Raw genomic sequence first — 16,287 nt, 5'->3', positions numbered from 1 at the left:
ATCAAAGTCAGAATGACTCCTCGACTGCACGTTCCCATTTGGCGATCTCCGCACGAAGGGCGTACAGAAAGTTAGCTTGTCCATCTCGGTGGTAGCAATTATAGCCCGCTTCCCGCAGAATACGGTCAGTGAACTTGATATCAGACCGTGTTTTTGTAGAGGGAAAAAGCAGCCCGTCGAACTCAACCAGCAACTGCTTCGGGCGAATCCCCTTTTCGATGACGTCCCGAAGAACGGAAATTTCCGCTCCTTCGATGTCAAGTTTCAGCATTTCGAGTTGCTCAATATCGTTCTCTTCAAGTATATCTTGCAGGGTGACAGCAGGGACATCAATATAGCCGTCCGGCTGATCCAATCGCTGGCCATGTTGTATATTGACTATGGAGTGCGAAACATGGCGCGCGTCTTGGGGCGCAAAGAATCTAACCACCTCGCGTTTGCTCCAAATCGCCCTCTCGACGAATACGATTTGGCCAGGAAAGATGTTGCTTAGATCGTAGTTTCCGACCGATCGGCTCCCGCGGTACCCGCAATCTTCGTCGCCCGGCCGACCTTGGCTAACACGCTGTATCACCGATGTAACGTGTTTGACAGCGCGCGGCGTTGGATCGACGACTACAACCGAACAACCAAGTTCGCTGGCCATGCTGATGTCAAAGGAAATATCCTCACCAGCCCCGCAGCTGACGATTTTGCTGTCCCGCAATGAAGAGGTTTCGAAAACCGTCCAGCCTCCGTAACGAGTACCGAACCGCTTCAGGGTTAGTTTTGTCGGACTAATTTCAATTTTTGGCGAATACCACCAAATCTGAAGCTTTCTGCGCGCGGCATTCGCCACCGAGCCAACACCCTCTTGTCGCAACTTCGTGACAATCCTGCTGAGCATGAAAAAGTTATCCTAGGGAGGCGCGACGTGCTTTCAGCCACGCGATCAATCGATGCAAACGCAAGGCGGTTCCGCCGCGCGATCGTTCAGCCAGCGGTACACGCCCACTAAGGACTGAGCAATTGCCGGCCAGCAAAAGTCTCGGGCAACCCATTCCGCCCCACGCGCACCCATGGTGTGCCGTTGCTCCGAGGTCAGTGACATAGCTTGGCGCAGTGTTGCAGATAGCGGCTCGATGCCGTGGTCGATCCACCAACCGCAGCGGTTATCTTCCAGCCCATGCCAGGGTGCTCCCTTCGTCGAGATAACAGGAGTACCGCAAGCCAGGCTCTCGGCAACTGTCAGCGCAAAATTGTCATTGAGTGTCGGCAACACGAAAACTTCGGCATCTCGCATCAGCGCGTACTTCGCATCACCATACACGGGCGCCTCAAACTGGACATTCTTTAGGCCGGTATTGTCGGCGAGTTCCCGCAGTGCTTTCATGTGCCCGACCTCGTCGGGCCCAACAATTCTTAGATGCCAATTGGGAAAGCTGAGTTCGACATCCTTCCAGGCAATTATGAGGCGGTCGAGCCCTTTCTTGGGATGAACGCGGCCCAGCGAAAGAACGTAGGGGTACACGGCTTCATTCCTGGGTGCACGATTTGCCGCGCTTGGGAGCACGATCCCGTTCGGAACAATTGCAACTGGATGAGAGAGCCCATAGTCTCGAACTTCCGCGTGTTCCTGTTCGCTCGTAACATGGATGGACCTGGCAGAAGCAAAAACTGCATTTTGGTAAAGTGCGCTTGTGAGCCGCTTTTTTGAGCGCGAATAGCGCAGTGCCGCAGCTCCTAACATTCCATGCGGCGAGATCATATAGGGACGGCTCGTTAAGCGGGACCACTGCAGGACAGAGCGCGACGGGTGCATCCACAGTCCGTGGACGTGGACTACATCGGGTGCCCACTCGATAATACGGCGAGCCATCTCCGGTGCATAACCGAGGGCAGCGGGTCCGAGTACCGGGAGTGCGAGGACTGGGGCGCCTGACCAGGCTTCGCGGTCGCCATCAAGCCACAGCCGATCTTCAAGCCCAAATACCGACACCTCGAGTCCAGCATCGGCCAGGTTGCGCGATAACGCCTCCACCACAACAGAAACACCACCGCCGGCTTTCGACAGCCAACTTGTCGCAAACGCCACCCTCACAACGGCCACTCAGGGCCGATGCTGCCAGGCACCATAGCGGAACTGGTTACCTCAACCATGGCAATTGCGCATAACCCCCAGCATATGACGCACTTTGAGCTCGCTGCCCTCAATGTAGCACCGCGGATCGCGTTTTGGTCAAAGCGTTGTTGTAGGTGTTCAGCTAAGCTACCCCACCCTGACTCGTCAAATACACGTTTCAAGTGATGCGAACCATGACAATTTTGGCCGCGGAAAACTTTTTTGCGTGTGGGCCGACACCGCTAGCGAACATTGCGCTTTGCATGGCGTCTCTGAGCCTAAAGACTCCGCGGGGCACGAGATCTCTAACGCTTATATCTTCCGACTTTCGTCTTACTTCCTGCAACAACTTGCTCAATTGCTGAGCAGAAGCGCTCCGCCATGTCGGTGGCATTGAATGTCACGGCCGTAGTCTCGGCCGCTGAACGCGACATTTCAGTCAGTCGAGTTTGATTAGCTAGTAGGGCGGCAATGGTGATTGCTAGAGTATCAGCCTCGCCTCGCTGGAACGTCACACCGTTGCTGCCAGGTTTTAGTGCCGCAATTTCGGGCATATGCGCCCAGCGATTATCATGCACGACAGCCGGTAGACCATAACTCAGGCCGTGTATCAAGCTAAGTCCCACGCTGCCTGGATAGACGAATGCCTTGCACTGATTGGCAACAGTTGCGATTTGCTTCTCATCCACAGTACCACCGTGCCATGCAACACGATCGGTTATACCGATATCAGCACATCGCTTGCGCAGGCGCGCCTCGTCATGTCCGCTTCCAATCACATCCAACGTGACACCCTGACAACTGGGGAAGGAGAGCGCATCGAGTAGAATGTCGAGCTCCGCCTTCGGCGTGATTCGACCAATGAATAAAAGGTCACGCGGGCGACGCGCTATCGAATAGACTGCTCGAAGGCGGACAATTTCCTCAGTTTCAATACCGTTGTTGAGTCCAAATGCTGGCTTTTTCCTCCGATTGCCACCGCCAGCATAATATTCATCGACTTCTTGTTCTGTATAGAACACAATGGCATCTGGCACACGCATCAAGGCGTAACGGATTGCGGCGCCCCACGACCGGCTTGTGGCACTCCAATAGTGCCCCCACCAGATTGTATGCGCGCCCGACAACAGCCCCTTGAAGAGCAGGACAAGGGTCGAGAGGTTGCGAGGCGCACCGCATATAACCAGGACATCGCCACGCCTGACCGCTACCGAGCTTGCGCCTTCTTGCCAATCCAGCCCTAGCAGGAGCGGCCGCATGCGACCCAAGTCGCGCTGCCAACTCGGCCTATCCTCTTCCGATAGAACGTCAGATAGAACGCCTAGCTCCTGCTGATTCGATGCATAAACAACGAAGGTTGATCCAAGTTTGTTCGCCATACGCTCGAATAGAGCGCGCCGGTAATTCGGTATAGCAGGCTGGACGATGGTGATGTGCCGTTTCATGTCGATCGTCCCGAATGTAACATCACCAAGCCGCCAAAAGTCTTTTACACCGCTCCGCGCGACAGGGCTTTGGGCGTCGTTAGACTCGCATGTTCGGCCCGTCCACCATTCCAGCCAAATAATTTCAGGCCTCGGGTGACAAGCGCTGCTCTCGCCCTTGCGGCAGCGCGTCGATCACGCTTCCGTCAGGACGTTGTTCTGGGTGTTCAGCTACGCTACGGTTTCCTGACTCGTCAAGTTTAGCTGCTTATGAGGAACCTAACCATGCGAATCTCGGCCGCGCAAAAAATCGTCAGTAGGCAATACTGGACACTGGGCATCATGTTTTTCAAGACAGTATTCTGTTTGATGTGCCTTCTGGCCGGCATATTGCCGGCGATGGCGCAGACGCGCGCACCATTCAAGCTTTTCGAGGCTCTGACGTTCGTTGAAGGCCCGCCCGACTTCCACTCGTTCGGTTTCGAGCATCTTACGATCGCGTCCCCTCACGTTCTGGGACCAGATGTTCCCGACGCCGGCCAAGTGCAGAAAGCGTTGGCATTGCCAAGGAGCAACGAATTTCTCGCCATCGACATCGAAACCTGGCGCTTGATAGGCCCGGATCAAGCATCGTCTATCGCGAAATACCAGAAGACGCTTGGCGCCTTCAGAAAGGCAGACCCGAGCGTCAAGATCGGCCTCTATAGTATGTTGCCATACAGGGACTATTGGAGAGCAATCGGCCATCAGGGTGCTGCTGCACGGGACGAATGGAAGCAGCAAAACACCACTATCGCGTCCTCCCTAATCCCTTATGTCGATGCGCTCTACCCCTCCCTTTATACGTTCTATGGCGACAAGGACGCCTGGGTCATCTATGCGCAAGCCAACATCGAGGAAGCACGAAGAATCTCGCAAGGAAAACCGGTCTACTGCTTTCTGTGGCCACAGTTTCATAAGAGCCTGGCTTTTCTGCCGGGCGACTACTGGTATGCCGAACTGGACACCTGCAGGAGGCTGGCTGACGGGATCGTGATCTGGGGCACCATCGGCCGAAATTCGCCATATTGGCCAGCCAAATGGGATGAAAAAGCGGACTGGTGGCAAGCTACCTTGAGATTCCTGAGCGAGCTTGACCGAACTCCTTAGCTGCGGACCAACAGCTGCGGACCAACGGATTGCAGGCCTTATACACGGTCGTTGCATGTCCGACGCATCTGCCTTGCGGCGGAATACGTCCAGTTTATCTAGCGCCTCTGAGAGCGACGAACTGCGGATATGAGCGCTCCATCACGCGTCGATGTGCCCGCAAGTCAAATGACCTCATGGCATTGACGCGGTAGATCAAGATAGTAACGACAATCCAAAGGAACGCCGAGCCCCAGAGTGCCCCTGAAAATTGCGCTCCGACGAAGGCTTGCGTAGTCAAAAGCGGCAGCAGCACCAAGCGCCTGCCGGCCAAGAACTTTATCCCCGTTGCTATCTTCACCAAAACCGGGACGAATATCGCCATGCCGACAAGCCCCATGTCTTGAAGGATCTCCACGAACATATTGTGGGGATATGAGAAGAGAGGCAGTTGCGTCCCATAGCCCAGCAACGGGTTTTGCTGAAACAGTTCCCACGATAATGTAATTGCTTCCAAGCGCGCCGTCGTTGAATTGTTTGCTGCAGTTCCAGTCGCTGACAAATGGAACTTGTCGAGCAACGGCGTCATATCCGCGGTCGCAAATACCAATACCACGCCGGCGATAAACAACCAACCCATGATCATGGTCATGAATCTGGGACGGAGCATCGGAAACAAGATAATACAACATGCTAGGGCGACAATCGGCCCGCGAGCGGCAGCCAGATACATGGTGAATGCCGCGGCCACGGTTCCAGAAAAAATCGCAAATTTAAGAACCTTTCTTTGTGGGATTCTTATCAGAGTGTATGAGGCGATAAGTGTGGTCAGACCGGCGTGGCCTATGGAAATAGGATTCAAACGTTCGAGATAAAGCCGATCCGAGTTGTCGGTCATCACGGCAATGGATCCGCTATACTGGAGCCCAACGATACCAGCCACCGTCAATGCTCCAATAGCAAAAACGGCCCATGCCACGTTGATCTCCGACCATCTGTTCGTTGACAGGGCCAGAAAAGCACAAGGCACGACCGAAGCGGTCAGGGCAAATACAAGACCTAGCGGCGCCTTACCGATCTCGGAGTTGGCATCAAGGCCAAGCTTCAACATGTAAAGTCCAACAAAATAAAACAACCATATATTTCCGAAGCGCCATGCTTTTTGCCGATCCGAAAACAAAAACGACAGCCCACAGAGACCAATTACCAAAATGCGAAAGACGATCGAAAGGACTCCATCATCGCTTCCGGTCAAAGATGAAAGGATTGCGACTAACGGATAGCCGGCAATCGCCAGGGCAAAGCTCCAGGCCCACAAATCCTTGTGGATCGGAATGGGTTTGCTGACATGCATAACGACGGCGCCACCTTCTGAAACAGCAACATCGATACCATGTCTCTTCCAGTCGAGACAATGGGCCGGTGCCCGGCAGCCAACGCACGTCGCACCCAAAAGCCACGGTGCAAAACGGCTAAATGGTCGCTATGCCAGTTCGAGAAACCGCTGAAATCGTCTTTGCTTGCTGTATTCTTCACGAAGCACGCGGTGACCGGCCCGACCGATCTCGTCCCAGCTTCCACCGTTCAACTGGCCTTCCGCAGCGTCATGATGGTGTAGATCGCAATGGTTTCACCGTCGCGCATAGCCGCGGGGTAGATGCCGGAGTCGGAGACTAGCAGAGCCCGGCTCCCATGGCTTTGAAACAGCGCATATTGCCACCGTCCGGTCCCGCCATGTCGTGGCCGCGCTGCATTTAGACTTCCCCCGAAGGCGATGCGGCAGACACTTTTCCCGCTACCAGAAGATAACCCATCGGCATGCTCTCGCGAGTCGCGAGCCCCAATTTCCTGACAGGAGGCAATGCACGCATCAGCGCGGTGAGCCGATAGACCGAATCGGCAATCCAGGGCCGAGTTGACACCGCCTTCGTGGCAAGATCGGAAAGAACATCTGTGACGCCGCCGTAGGATGACAACTCGATTGTGCTTAAGCCAGCCTTTGCCGCCATCCGCTCCAATGCAAAGCGGGTGTAGCGATGATAATCGTAGGGGACCTCGTGCAGCCAGTAAAGAAACGGCGCGCCGAGTATCAGCTTACCGCCAGGCCTCAAGGCCCGGGCTGCACTGTCGAACAAGGCCTGCGGCGTATGCAGATGTTCGATAACATCGCTGGCGATGATCGTGTCAAAACTCCCTTGCTCCAAGACCAAGTGCTCGTTGAGATCCGCGAATAGGTCGACGTAGGCGGCACCATGCGTGCTGCCCGGCCAATCGACGCAGAACACATCACTGACATAGTCGCGGTAGATCCCGTAAAGCGGGACGGCCCCACAGCCCAGATCGGCGAGACGGCCGTTGGCATGAGTAGCGATCGCAGCGGCATAGACGGACGCCAATCGGTCGGCGATCAAGCGCGACCGCGCCGGTACTTCCTTGCGATTCGAGCGCCAAACACCCTTATCGGTCCGTTCGAACTTAGTGGGCTTCCACTGGTCGGCATTCTTCATTGAACCTGGCCCTCAGCGAAGTCGAAAGGTTCCGTCATGGCCGGCAGCATCATGGCATGTCGAAGCCGATCGCGCGTATGCCGTTGCGTGAAATGATCCAGTGCACGCTGCCGCCCGGCATCCCCCATCTCGGCAGCACGGTGAGGCTCCGCCAAGAGACTAGCCAACGCCTTTGCCATGCTTTCGATATCGTGCTCGTCTACAAGTATGCCGGTCTCACCATCGACAACGGCTTCTGGAATGCCGCTGTGACGTGTCGCTACAACGGGAAGTGCGCTTGCCATGGCCTCCAGGATCGATACCGGCAGGCCTTCCATATCTCCATTGCGGGCCGTCACCGAATGTTGCACGAAGATTGCAGCGTCCTGCATCATCCCCTGAACAAACTCTGTGCTTCGATAGCCATGAAAGACGACACGGTCCGACAGGTTTTCCTGCCTTACCAATGCCTTACATCGCGCCATGAGAGGCCCATCCCCAACGAAGTCAAGTCGCGCCTCGGGAAACCTTGGAGCGATCCGGGCGAACGCCTCGATCGCGAGGTGCGGTGATTTCTTTTCAACAAACCGCCCAACGAAGAGCAGCCGACCGCTTTGGCGCTTCGATAGTGTGAAGCGCTCGGGCAAAACTCCGCATGGACTGACGTGGAGTTTCTCATTCGGACAGCCGATTTGACTCAGGCGGTCGGCGATGAAACGAGATGGCGTGATGATGCCGTCAGCACTGGCGAAGAGACGCCGGTAGCGACGTCGCCACAAGTACTTCCTAGGCATCACGGTCGAATCCGCCCCATGGGCATGGGCATACAATCGCACGCCGGCGCGGCGGCAAGCGGGAGCAAACAATGCACCTATCGTAAGATACTCAACAAGGACGGCCTCGGCTTTGTGGGCCTTGAGAAATTGAACAACTCTGTCCTCGTCGCTCCTGCAGAGTCCCTCACGGACATAGGCACGCCAGCATTGGCGCGCCGGGATGGCAATGCGGCTAGGCAACCGGCTAAGCCGTGACGGCCGCGGAATCCCGGAAAGAACCGGATAACCGAACTGATCGGCGCCATCAGGATTCTGGCAGATGAGCACGGTCTTGCCGGGCGCAAGGTGGCGAACATGATCTCGGATAAATGTCTCAGAAGGCGTGTTGAAGAATTGCGAAATGACCACAATCATGAGGGCACCGCCTCCGGCCGCGACTCCACCGGTGCAACTCTGCTTTTGAGAATATCGACGGTGGACAAAGCACTGTCACGCAACGCAATCGTCCCCCGCCAGGATCTTTCTGCTATCAAGTCCTGATTGTTCCACCAGCGCTCAACGAGATTGCGAAAATAATTCGGATCAATCTTATCAATAAGCGTAACGTACTCCTCCAAATCAAGCGATCGAAAAAGATCTGCTGTCTTCCTCTCGTAACAAATCGGCAAGACTGGAACGCCTTGACACAAACACAGAATACACATGTGCATACGTGTGCAAATGGCACCATCGAATTCATCAATCTTGCGAAGTAATGTTTCAGTGTCCCTGAACTGCGAATCGATGACTACGCTGTTTCGAACGTGGTCTGGTAGATATATCCAGACATCTCGTGCGGTGTCTGAGTCGTTGAAAGGATACTCTGGAATCCCCTGGCAGGTCGAAACAAATGTCACTTCGGCCCCAACCTCCTCCACGAGCCATACAACGGCTCGAGCTACCGATTGGTGGTATTTCGCTCGGCCAACCTCCGAGTCTCGTTCCCCGAAATCCGTCCACCGTCGCACGGAAACGGCGATCCTCGGCCGCCGTCCCGGCGTCGCAACCCGCGATGCCGCGCGCCGTTTCTCGATTTTGTCTTGATCCGTCAGAACGAAAACGCTGTCTGCCACTGTCTCAATGTTACCCGTATCTCCGATAAGCTCTTTCGCAAAAGCCATGGATTTTCGATCTCTGACGAGTATGAGAGGGCTCTTTCTCAGAACGCTCGCCAGTCGGCGAAAGATGCCGCCATCGCCGAATGGACCCATCGATTGCGTGAAAAAAATGGGCGGCTTTCCAAGATAAATGTCTCTCTCATATTCCGGCAGACGAAGGGCAATGGACCCCGGATGTTTTTTTGAAAGGTACGTGCCGCCTGTCGAAATAATAAGATCTGCTGCGATGTATTCCCTTAGGGCGTGGGCAACCGCGCCTCGATGCCCAGGGTACTTCAACCATGTCAAATGCCGTTCCAAAAATATCATAGCAATCAAGATTGAATAAACAAAATTGACCTGCAACCAGCCCTTAGTTAATTTATTTAGTAGTCGAACAAATATATTCTTCCGAATCCGCGCAGAAGGAAAAACAATAAAGGCATTGCCCGGATAATACCGTTCGGCGACTTGCGCGTCCATATCCGCGAAAACGATCTCTGTATCGTCTCCGAACGCGGTCGTAAGAATGCGTTTTGTCGCGAGTTGGATCGCGGCGTCTCCGCCGTTCAAAAAAACCGTGGTTTCAACGATTATTTTCAATGATTTAGCCCTCTGAGTGTACGTCTTTTTCCAGGAAGAGCCTCATGTCCGCTAACATTGGACCGGCGAAACGATACGGAGCAACAACAAAAATTCCATAGATTACAATCGTGATAGTCGAGTTTAACACAACGTTGCCTCCGGCCAGCAGAGACAAGACGTCAGATGAGACGCCGATCGAGCTCCCAAGAAAGCGAAACAAGGCGACGACCACAATATAAGCAAAGAAGAAGGGCGCTGCCGCCTTCACAAGGTCCGCAAATCTCAGCTCTGTATCTCTTGTTGCATAAAGCCAAAGCACTGGGGTGAACACCCAAGACGTGATCGACCACGCGATAGCAACTCCAGAGGCACCCCATTGAACAGCAAATAAGAAGGCCACAAAGCGAATAGCCGACGAGAAGATAGAAAATACAAATAGCTCGCGGGCTCGACCCAGAGAGATCAGCGCCCAGCCACCAAACTGACCAGAAATACTCGTAATGAGAGACAAGGAAAGTACCATCAAAATAGTACCGGAGCTTGACCAGTTTTCTCCATAAACGAGCGCCACAATTTCTTGTGCATTGATCGTGATGAGGATACACAATATTGCATTCATCATAAGTGTAAGCCGCATAGCGCTAAGATAGGTTCTTGCCCACTTGTCGGGTTGGGTTTGCAGTCGGCTCAGCATTGGAATGATAACTGAGCCAATTGGTCCACTGACGAGCGTTATTGGCAACATAAACAGTGAGTAGGCGCGGGTGTAGAATCCGAGTTCGCCGGGACCGGATTTCCAACCGACAAGCACGTTGTCGGACTGGCGATTGATGTAGTTTGTGAATTGAGACCCACTGTAATGGACCCCAAAACTTATGGCCGATCGTGCATTCTTCCAATTCGCGACCTTGGTCGGACGCCAGGGTGACAGCGTCCACAGGCCAACCGTGCCAACAAAGGCCGTGGTAAGCGTCGCCGCAGCGAGCGACCAGTATTTGAAGTCCCAGCCCCATGCCATTGCAATACCGACAGCAAATCCACACAAGAGACTGCCAAGGTTCACGCCTTGCAGTGCCATCCAATGCATGTTGCGAATCAACAGCGCCTTGTGCTGCGCACCGGCCGCAGTGATCGGAATGGAGATCGCCAGAACCAGGATAAGGTGAAAAACGCGAGGATCATTAAAAAGCCAAGTTGCGACCGGCGCTGTGAGCCACGTCAGCGGCATGAGAGCGAAACCGACGCCAAGGTTGACGAAAAATAACGCGCTGACGGTGTCATGATCAACCTCCTTGCGCTGGATGGTCACCATGGACAGACCCAAGTCGGCGAAGACTCCAACAAACGCAGTAGCGGACGCGGCCATGGCCACCAGACCGAAGTCATCGGGTTGGAGCAAACGCGCCATCAGCGCCATGTAGCCGAATTGAGTGAGAAGAATCAAAGCTTGACCGCAGAGGGCTATGATCCCTCCAGATGCCGTGCGTCTCCCGAGATTGCGCGTCAGGTGCTCATTGGACAGCACAGAGTCTTTTGACAATGCCATCAGTTTACCGGACTTCCCCGGCTTCCCGTTGCGTTGACTTGCTGCCTCAAACGTTCCCGATAAAGTTCAATGTGTCGTTCCGCGACACTAGCGAGCGAAAAGTTCTCGACAACGTCGGCGCGCGCGCGCTCCCCCATTTCGGCAAGGGCGCCTTTCGGAAGCGCGCAAGCCTGTCTTACGGTGTCCAGGAACTTGGCATGGTCCCCATTTGCTACCAGCCACCCGGTTTCGCCGTTTCGGACCATGTCCACCGCCGGCGTGCCATCATAGGCGATCACCGGCGTGCCCGACGCCATCGCCTCAACTGTCACTTTGCCGAAGGACTCTTGCAGGGACGGCATAAGATAGATGTCAGCTGCCGCATATATCCTGTTGAGTTTAACATCATCGTCCAAGAGCCCGAACTGCGTGAAGTTCTCCGGCACCGGGGATACAAGCTGCTCAAGGTTTTGTCCAAAGATCGCAAAATGCAGGCGCGGATCTCCACGATAGGCCGCGAACAAAGCGGCAAGCGTTGCGCTGCCCTTGCGCGGATTCGCCAGATTGAGCGCTCCAGCGGCCAGAATAATTCTGTCGTTCGGAAGCCCCAGTGCTGCCCGAGCCTCTGCCTTGGCAATTGGCAGGAAGCGATCCAGCATCACAGAGTTCGGAATGACACGGATATCGCGATCTTTCAGGACGGTGCTGGACCGCGCCCTCTCGGCGATGCTGTCACTGATAGCAACGAAAGTAATGTTCTTGCCGATATGTGCCGCCTTGAACGCTAGGTCGTGGGCTGTGATATCTTCGTCTAGTGCGCCGCCGCCGAATTCGGGACAACAGCCGCAGCCTGCTCTAAACCGCTCGCACTGGCCCGAGAAGTGGCAGCCACCGGTGAACGGCCACATGTCGCGTAGCGTCCACACGACAGGGCGCGTCTCTGCCCGGAGCGCACGCCACAGCGGCGACCCAAGGGTCGTTGCTCCGGCGAACTGGATGTGTATCAGGTCCGCCTCCCGGTAGGTGGGCCATTTGTGGAGGCTGAGGCCGTGAGCGATGGGTTGAAAGTTTATCGGCAGAGGTCCGAACCGGCGTTTGACCTGCCATCGCTTAAAGCGATTTCGCAGGCTGACGGGAAGCCGCGCGAAAAACGAGGCGGCTTCAGCTTTGATATCTGATGGCAGGTCGGATTCGACACGACCAATGATGCGCGTGTCGATCCCGCGCCCGAGAAGGGCTTCCTGTAAGGCGTGTATACCCCTGCCGGCTCCCGAATGGAGAGGGCAACCGACGATTTGAACGATCTTCACTGAGCAGCCTCACCTCTAGCGGCGTCGCGGAAGAAAAGCGCATCGATCTGGTTGAGCCGACAGGTTTGCGGATTGCGGAATCCGATCCAGATGTCCCATAGGCCGAAACCCTGCTCGGCCATCCGCTGCTGTACCACAATCCCCGAAGATTGCCCGGCATAAAGATCGACCAGCGAAAGCTCGACGAGAATGCCCTCAACGTGCGGCAGGACGGCGCGCGCGCCCTCAAGAACCAGGGCCTCGCTGCCCTGCACGTCGATCTTCAAGAAGACCTTGCGATCGGTCAGACCAAGATTGGGCCAAAGTGCGTCGAGCCTCTGGGTTTCGACCTCGATCTGCCTGTCCACCTTGACCTGCGGGGCCGACTCAACAAAGCCTCCGAGCGGCTCGAGCAGCGAGCTGCTGGCAGAGCCCTGCGTAACATAAAAGCTCGCCCTGCCCGCTTTGTCGCCTACTGCTAAACGCGGTGCGACGGACCATCGGTCCCCGAACGCCGCAGCCGCTTCGAGCAAGAGTGCGTGCTCGTCGGGCAACGGCTCGAACGAGATGATACGCCCCTCAAACCCGTTCTTGAAAAGCTGCTGGGCGAATTGCCCCCGATTGGCGCCTACATCGAGAACCGTATCGATGCTGTGCATGCGCAGGAAATGAATGAAACGAAGGTCATCGCGCGAATTCAGCCCGTTCAGCCGGATGTCCAGGCCAAACCGTCGGCCGATGTCGCGTAAAGCCTGTTTAGTCTGCGGACCCATGATATTCCATCTTTTAAGCTTGGGATTTCTTGTTTCGGCCATTACCGGCGCGGTTCGGCATTCCCGCCAGCTGCTTCGGCAAAGTCATTGATTTGCAAGTGCGGCACGCAAACGTGCCACCGATTGGTCCCGGCATGTCATTGCCATACAGTCGGGCTGCGGCGGCGCATCCGCTTCGCCGATTTCCATGAGAACCGCCACGCCCTCATCAATATCACCGAATGCGCAACGATGAGCCGGATAGTTGAGGTGCGATGCAATGCTGTCAATGTATGATCCTCGCCGGACAATGGCTTGTTTGCCAAGCTGCATGGCGCGGCCGAACAGCCCGGAAGAAGAATCATAGGACGGGTCGTAGCAGGCCCATAGACACGTTGCGCACAGCTTTGCAGACAAAACCTCGTCATCAGTCAGATAGCGATCGATCACCAGGCCGCCAGCCTCACTCACCAGCCCTGCGAACTGCTTCTGATCTTCCGGGACTTTGCCGGCGACGACAATCATCAGCCGGTCGGTGATGGCAGGCTTAGCTTGCAAGATTTTGGCCAAGAACGGAAACCCTTTCATGACGGACGGTCCGCCAAGAAACAAGAGGATGGGGCGACCTTGGGCCTTCTGTTTCACGTCCTGCGCAAGTGCGCTGTCAGGCCAATCGGCGTTCTCGATCCTGCTGTCCAAATCCCAAAACTGCGGATCGTAAATCCAGTCGTCCGCCACGCTCGCGAACCGTCGATCGAGATAGAAGGGCAGGATCGAGAGCAAGGTCACACTGCGTAGCCGCTTGAGGAAGCGAAAGGCGTGGCGCCGCACCACGGAATTAAAGCCCGTGGTGAAGCAGCGTCGCGGGCTCATGAAGATCGCGACCGTGTGGCGACCGAGGACGGCGCGCAAAATGGTTACGGCAAAAAAGAACGCAATATCGTCCTCAAGAGTGGCAAACAGCACTGCGTCTGCGGCCAGAAGCGTCCTCAATGTCGAAATGCCGCGGGGTTCGATCAGCCGCGTGAGTCCCGTTATACCAGATAATGTCTCAACATAGGATTCGCGGTGCCCACCGGGCGAGCCCACGGTTACGAAGCCACGCGCAACGATTTCGTCCGCGGAGGTTGGAAGACTTGATCTCACTTTGGTCTTGAATATCTGCTGCCAGCCCGGATCGGTGGAACGGGGTCCAGCATCCAGCCATATGTCATCTGTCGCAATCTGCCGAGCTCGCTCTGCTGCGCGGCATAAAGTCCTATGATCGTGCAGAACGTCACCCAAAGGCCGGAGTGGCCCAAAATGGCACCGGAGAACATGGCTTGTCCGAGTTCCTTGAAGAAGGTTATGGCCCCAACGGCGATAATCGAAGTGTGGCCGTCCCGACGGCACCGAAAAGGCCGAGAAAATTGCCAGAGTCAAGTGCCCGAACAGGAAGATGGCGCCCACGAACCCGGTGGCGGGTTCCACTGGATCCGCCGAGGTCCATAGGGGCCTTAGATGGCCCTCGGTTCATCATCAGACGCAAATTTTTAGCCCAGTTCACTGTCCTATCGAAACAAGCCAGCGGATATTCCCTAACCGACCGCCTTAAAGTCGATGGTCGAGACCAGACCGTTCCGGGAAGCTGCGCTGAAGGTCAAATTTCCCGTCCCAGATCGCCGGCATGCCACCGAGATAGACTGCCCACATCGAAAACGTCGAGCGGGAAGCGATCACCACGCGTGCCCGTGACAGGTTATGCATCGCGGTGAGCGCATTGCCGCTCGGATCAATCATAAGATCCTGTATACCCAATTCGCGATTGACGAAGTCCACGTTCCCATCCGTGAAAAGCGTAATTCGCGGCGTCGCAGTGCCAAGGAGCCGCCGTGCTTCTGCGAGTGCGGCGCGGTACCAATCCAAGGGCAACCGGACGTTATTGCCCCCGTGAGCGCTATCAGACTGCGCGAAATCACCGAGTCGGATGTGGAGCCCGATGTCATAGGCGTCGTTAATGCCTCCGACGCTGCGGACCGTATCCTCGAGCCAAGCCGACACGATTTCGCTATGGCCGGTGAGGTCGTGGAAATAACGCTTTAGGCCCGAATAGCGCACCGCAACACCGATCTCGCCGCGATAGGCATCTTCGTCGACCTTCGGATACCACTGAGCTTGCGCCCAATCGCGCCACTCAGCACCCGTGCGGCCGCGTATCACGCTGCCGTAAGTTCGCGTGTCCCGCTCACGGCGGAGGAACGTTCCTAGCTTGAGCTGTCTCAGAGTCGGATGAACGAAGACACCGCCGTGAATCTTCTGCCCGATCAACGCGCGAGCGATCGGAAAGAGAAGATTGCCTAGCCCCGGCCCGGGTGAGCGGGTGACCCCCACATCCCAACGGCTAAGAACCGGCAGATGCCACGGGCCTCCTCTGGTCAGTTCGTCGTTGGACGCCAATCTAGCCAAGCTTTCGGACGGCCAAAAACTGATCATTAAGGACGAAAAGTCTCCATTGTGTTTCCGGCAACAGGATTTCCAGCTTTTGGATCACTTCCGACTTCATTGGCCATCCCGGCTCGACGCCGAAGAGTCGGAAATCATCGACCACAACCGCCAGAAAATTTGAAAGGAAGGGGGCAATGAGATCGAGCTCCTTCAGCACCGGCTCCGGCTCGTCGCCCTGTCCCGTTTCGCCACCGCTGAAGTGTCCATCCAGAAAGATAAGGGCCTTGTTCACCCGCGCGGCTATTTCAGGCAGCAGCTTGGCGCCGTCACCGAGTAGCAATTCCACATTTTTCCGTCCTGCACAGCGCTTGCTGGCTTGAAGGTACAGTGCTTCGTCAATTTCGACTGAGATCACGTTCCTAAACAGGAGAGACATTCGTTTTGTCGTAACACCTTTATAGGAACCAATTTCCACCGCAGTCATGGCGCCCGTCATGTCTCTGCAGGTTTTCATATTGTGCAACTTCGTCAGCGAATGCGGGACAAACGGTCGGTTGCGCAGTTTCGCAATGAGGTCGAGGGCATAGCCTCCGATCGGCTCCAAAATGCTCTTCGGGTCATTCATCGTCAGGCTTCTGCCACTTGGGAATGTTGTTGATAC

14 protein-coding genes are annotated in these 16,287 nt (G+C 55.6%); 1 reads left to right on the top strand and 13 read right to left on the bottom strand.

Annotated elements, in window-relative coordinates; genetic code table 11:
• Window positions 1-7 precede the first annotated feature (7 nt).
• The 3 genes from NKJ23_RS21915 to NKJ23_RS21905 all read right to left on the bottom strand — a co-directional run bounded on the left by NKJ23_RS21915 (window position 8) and on the right by NKJ23_RS21905 (window position 3,546).
• Window positions 8-886, bottom strand: coding sequence for an FkbM family methyltransferase (locus NKJ23_RS21915; RefSeq protein ID WP_352682285.1), 879 nt, complete (start codon window positions 884-886; stop codon window positions 8-10).
• Between the two features lie 45 nt (window positions 887-931).
• The gene (locus NKJ23_RS21910; RefSeq protein WP_352682284.1) at window positions 932-2,074 is read right to left on the bottom strand and encodes a glycosyltransferase; all 1,143 of its coding nucleotides are present in this window, start codon (window positions 2,072-2,074) and stop codon (window positions 932-934) included.
• Window positions 2,075-2,406: 332 nt separating this feature from the next.
• Window positions 2,407-3,546 (bottom strand): glycosyltransferase family 4 protein, encoded by a 1,140-nt coding sequence (locus tag NKJ23_RS21905; protein ID WP_352682282.1) that lies wholly within the window; start codon window positions 3,544-3,546, stop codon window positions 2,407-2,409.
• Between the two features lie 264 nt (window positions 3,547-3,810).
• Between NKJ23_RS21905 and NKJ23_RS21900 the strand changes: the two genes are divergently transcribed.
• Window positions 3,811-4,674 (top strand): hypothetical protein, encoded by an 864-nt coding sequence (locus tag NKJ23_RS21900; protein WP_352682280.1) that lies wholly within the window; start codon window positions 3,811-3,813, stop codon window positions 4,672-4,674.
• A gap of 94 nt (window positions 4,675-4,768) precedes the next feature.
• On the opposite strand, the gene NKJ23_RS21895 is transcribed toward NKJ23_RS21900, so the two are convergent.
• The 10 genes from NKJ23_RS21895 to NKJ23_RS21850 form a co-directional block, all read right to left on the bottom strand.
• Entirely contained in the window at window positions 4,769-6,007 is a 1,239-nt protein-coding gene (locus tag NKJ23_RS21895) for an O-antigen ligase family protein (RefSeq protein WP_352682278.1), read from the bottom strand.
• Window positions 6,008-6,407: 400 nt separating this feature from the next.
• Window positions 6,408-7,160, bottom strand: a complete 753-nt coding sequence (locus NKJ23_RS21890) for a class I SAM-dependent methyltransferase (RefSeq protein ID WP_352682276.1) — start codon at window positions 7,158-7,160, stop codon at window positions 6,408-6,410.
• The gene (locus NKJ23_RS21885; RefSeq protein WP_352682274.1) at window positions 7,157-8,329 is read right to left on the bottom strand and encodes a glycosyltransferase; all 1,173 of its coding nucleotides are present in this window, start codon (window positions 8,327-8,329) and stop codon (window positions 7,157-7,159) included. The genes NKJ23_RS21890 and NKJ23_RS21885 overlap by 4 nt, the downstream gene beginning before the upstream one ends.
• A complete protein-coding gene (locus tag NKJ23_RS21880) occupies window positions 8,326-9,654 on the bottom strand; it encodes a polysaccharide pyruvyl transferase family protein (RefSeq protein ID WP_352682272.1) in 1,329 nt (442 codons plus the stop codon). Before NKJ23_RS21880 ends, NKJ23_RS21885 begins: the two co-directional genes overlap by 4 nt.
• Window positions 9,655-9,658: 4 nt before the next feature.
• Complete coding sequence (locus NKJ23_RS21875; RefSeq protein ID WP_352682271.1) at window positions 9,659-11,182, bottom strand: lipopolysaccharide biosynthesis protein; 1,524 nt, start codon at window positions 11,180-11,182, stop codon at window positions 9,659-9,661.
• Complete coding sequence (locus NKJ23_RS21870; RefSeq protein ID WP_352682269.1) at window positions 11,182-12,471, bottom strand: glycosyltransferase; 1,290 nt, start codon at window positions 12,469-12,471, stop codon at window positions 11,182-11,184. The genes NKJ23_RS21875 and NKJ23_RS21870 overlap by 1 nt, the downstream gene beginning before the upstream one ends.
• Window positions 12,468-13,223 carry an FkbM family methyltransferase gene (locus NKJ23_RS21865; protein WP_352682267.1) on the bottom strand — a complete coding sequence of 252 codons (756 nt, stop codon included), beginning with the start codon at window positions 13,221-13,223 and terminating at the stop codon, window positions 12,468-12,470. Before NKJ23_RS21865 ends, NKJ23_RS21870 begins: the two co-directional genes overlap by 4 nt.
• A gap of 84 nt (window positions 13,224-13,307) precedes the next feature.
• Window positions 13,308-14,486, bottom strand: coding sequence for a hypothetical protein (locus NKJ23_RS21860; RefSeq protein WP_352682265.1), 1,179 nt, complete (start codon window positions 14,484-14,486; stop codon window positions 13,308-13,310).
• 306 nt (window positions 14,487-14,792) lie between these two features.
• A complete protein-coding gene (locus tag NKJ23_RS21855) occupies window positions 14,793-15,638 on the bottom strand; it encodes an O-fucosyltransferase family protein (protein ID WP_352682264.1) in 846 nt (281 codons plus the stop codon).
• A gap of 1 nt (window position 15,639) precedes the next feature.
• Window positions 15,640-16,251 (bottom strand): hypothetical protein, encoded by a 612-nt coding sequence (locus NKJ23_RS21850; protein WP_352682261.1) that lies wholly within the window; start codon window positions 16,249-16,251, stop codon window positions 15,640-15,642.
• Window positions 16,252-16,287 lie beyond the last annotated feature (36 nt).

Origin of the sequence: Mesorhizobium sp. M0184, from assembly GCF_040322215.1 — a bacterium.
GTDB lineage: Bacteria > Pseudomonadota > Alphaproteobacteria > Rhizobiales > Rhizobiaceae > Mesorhizobium.
This window is presented reverse-complemented; position numbering and strand designations above follow the sequence as displayed.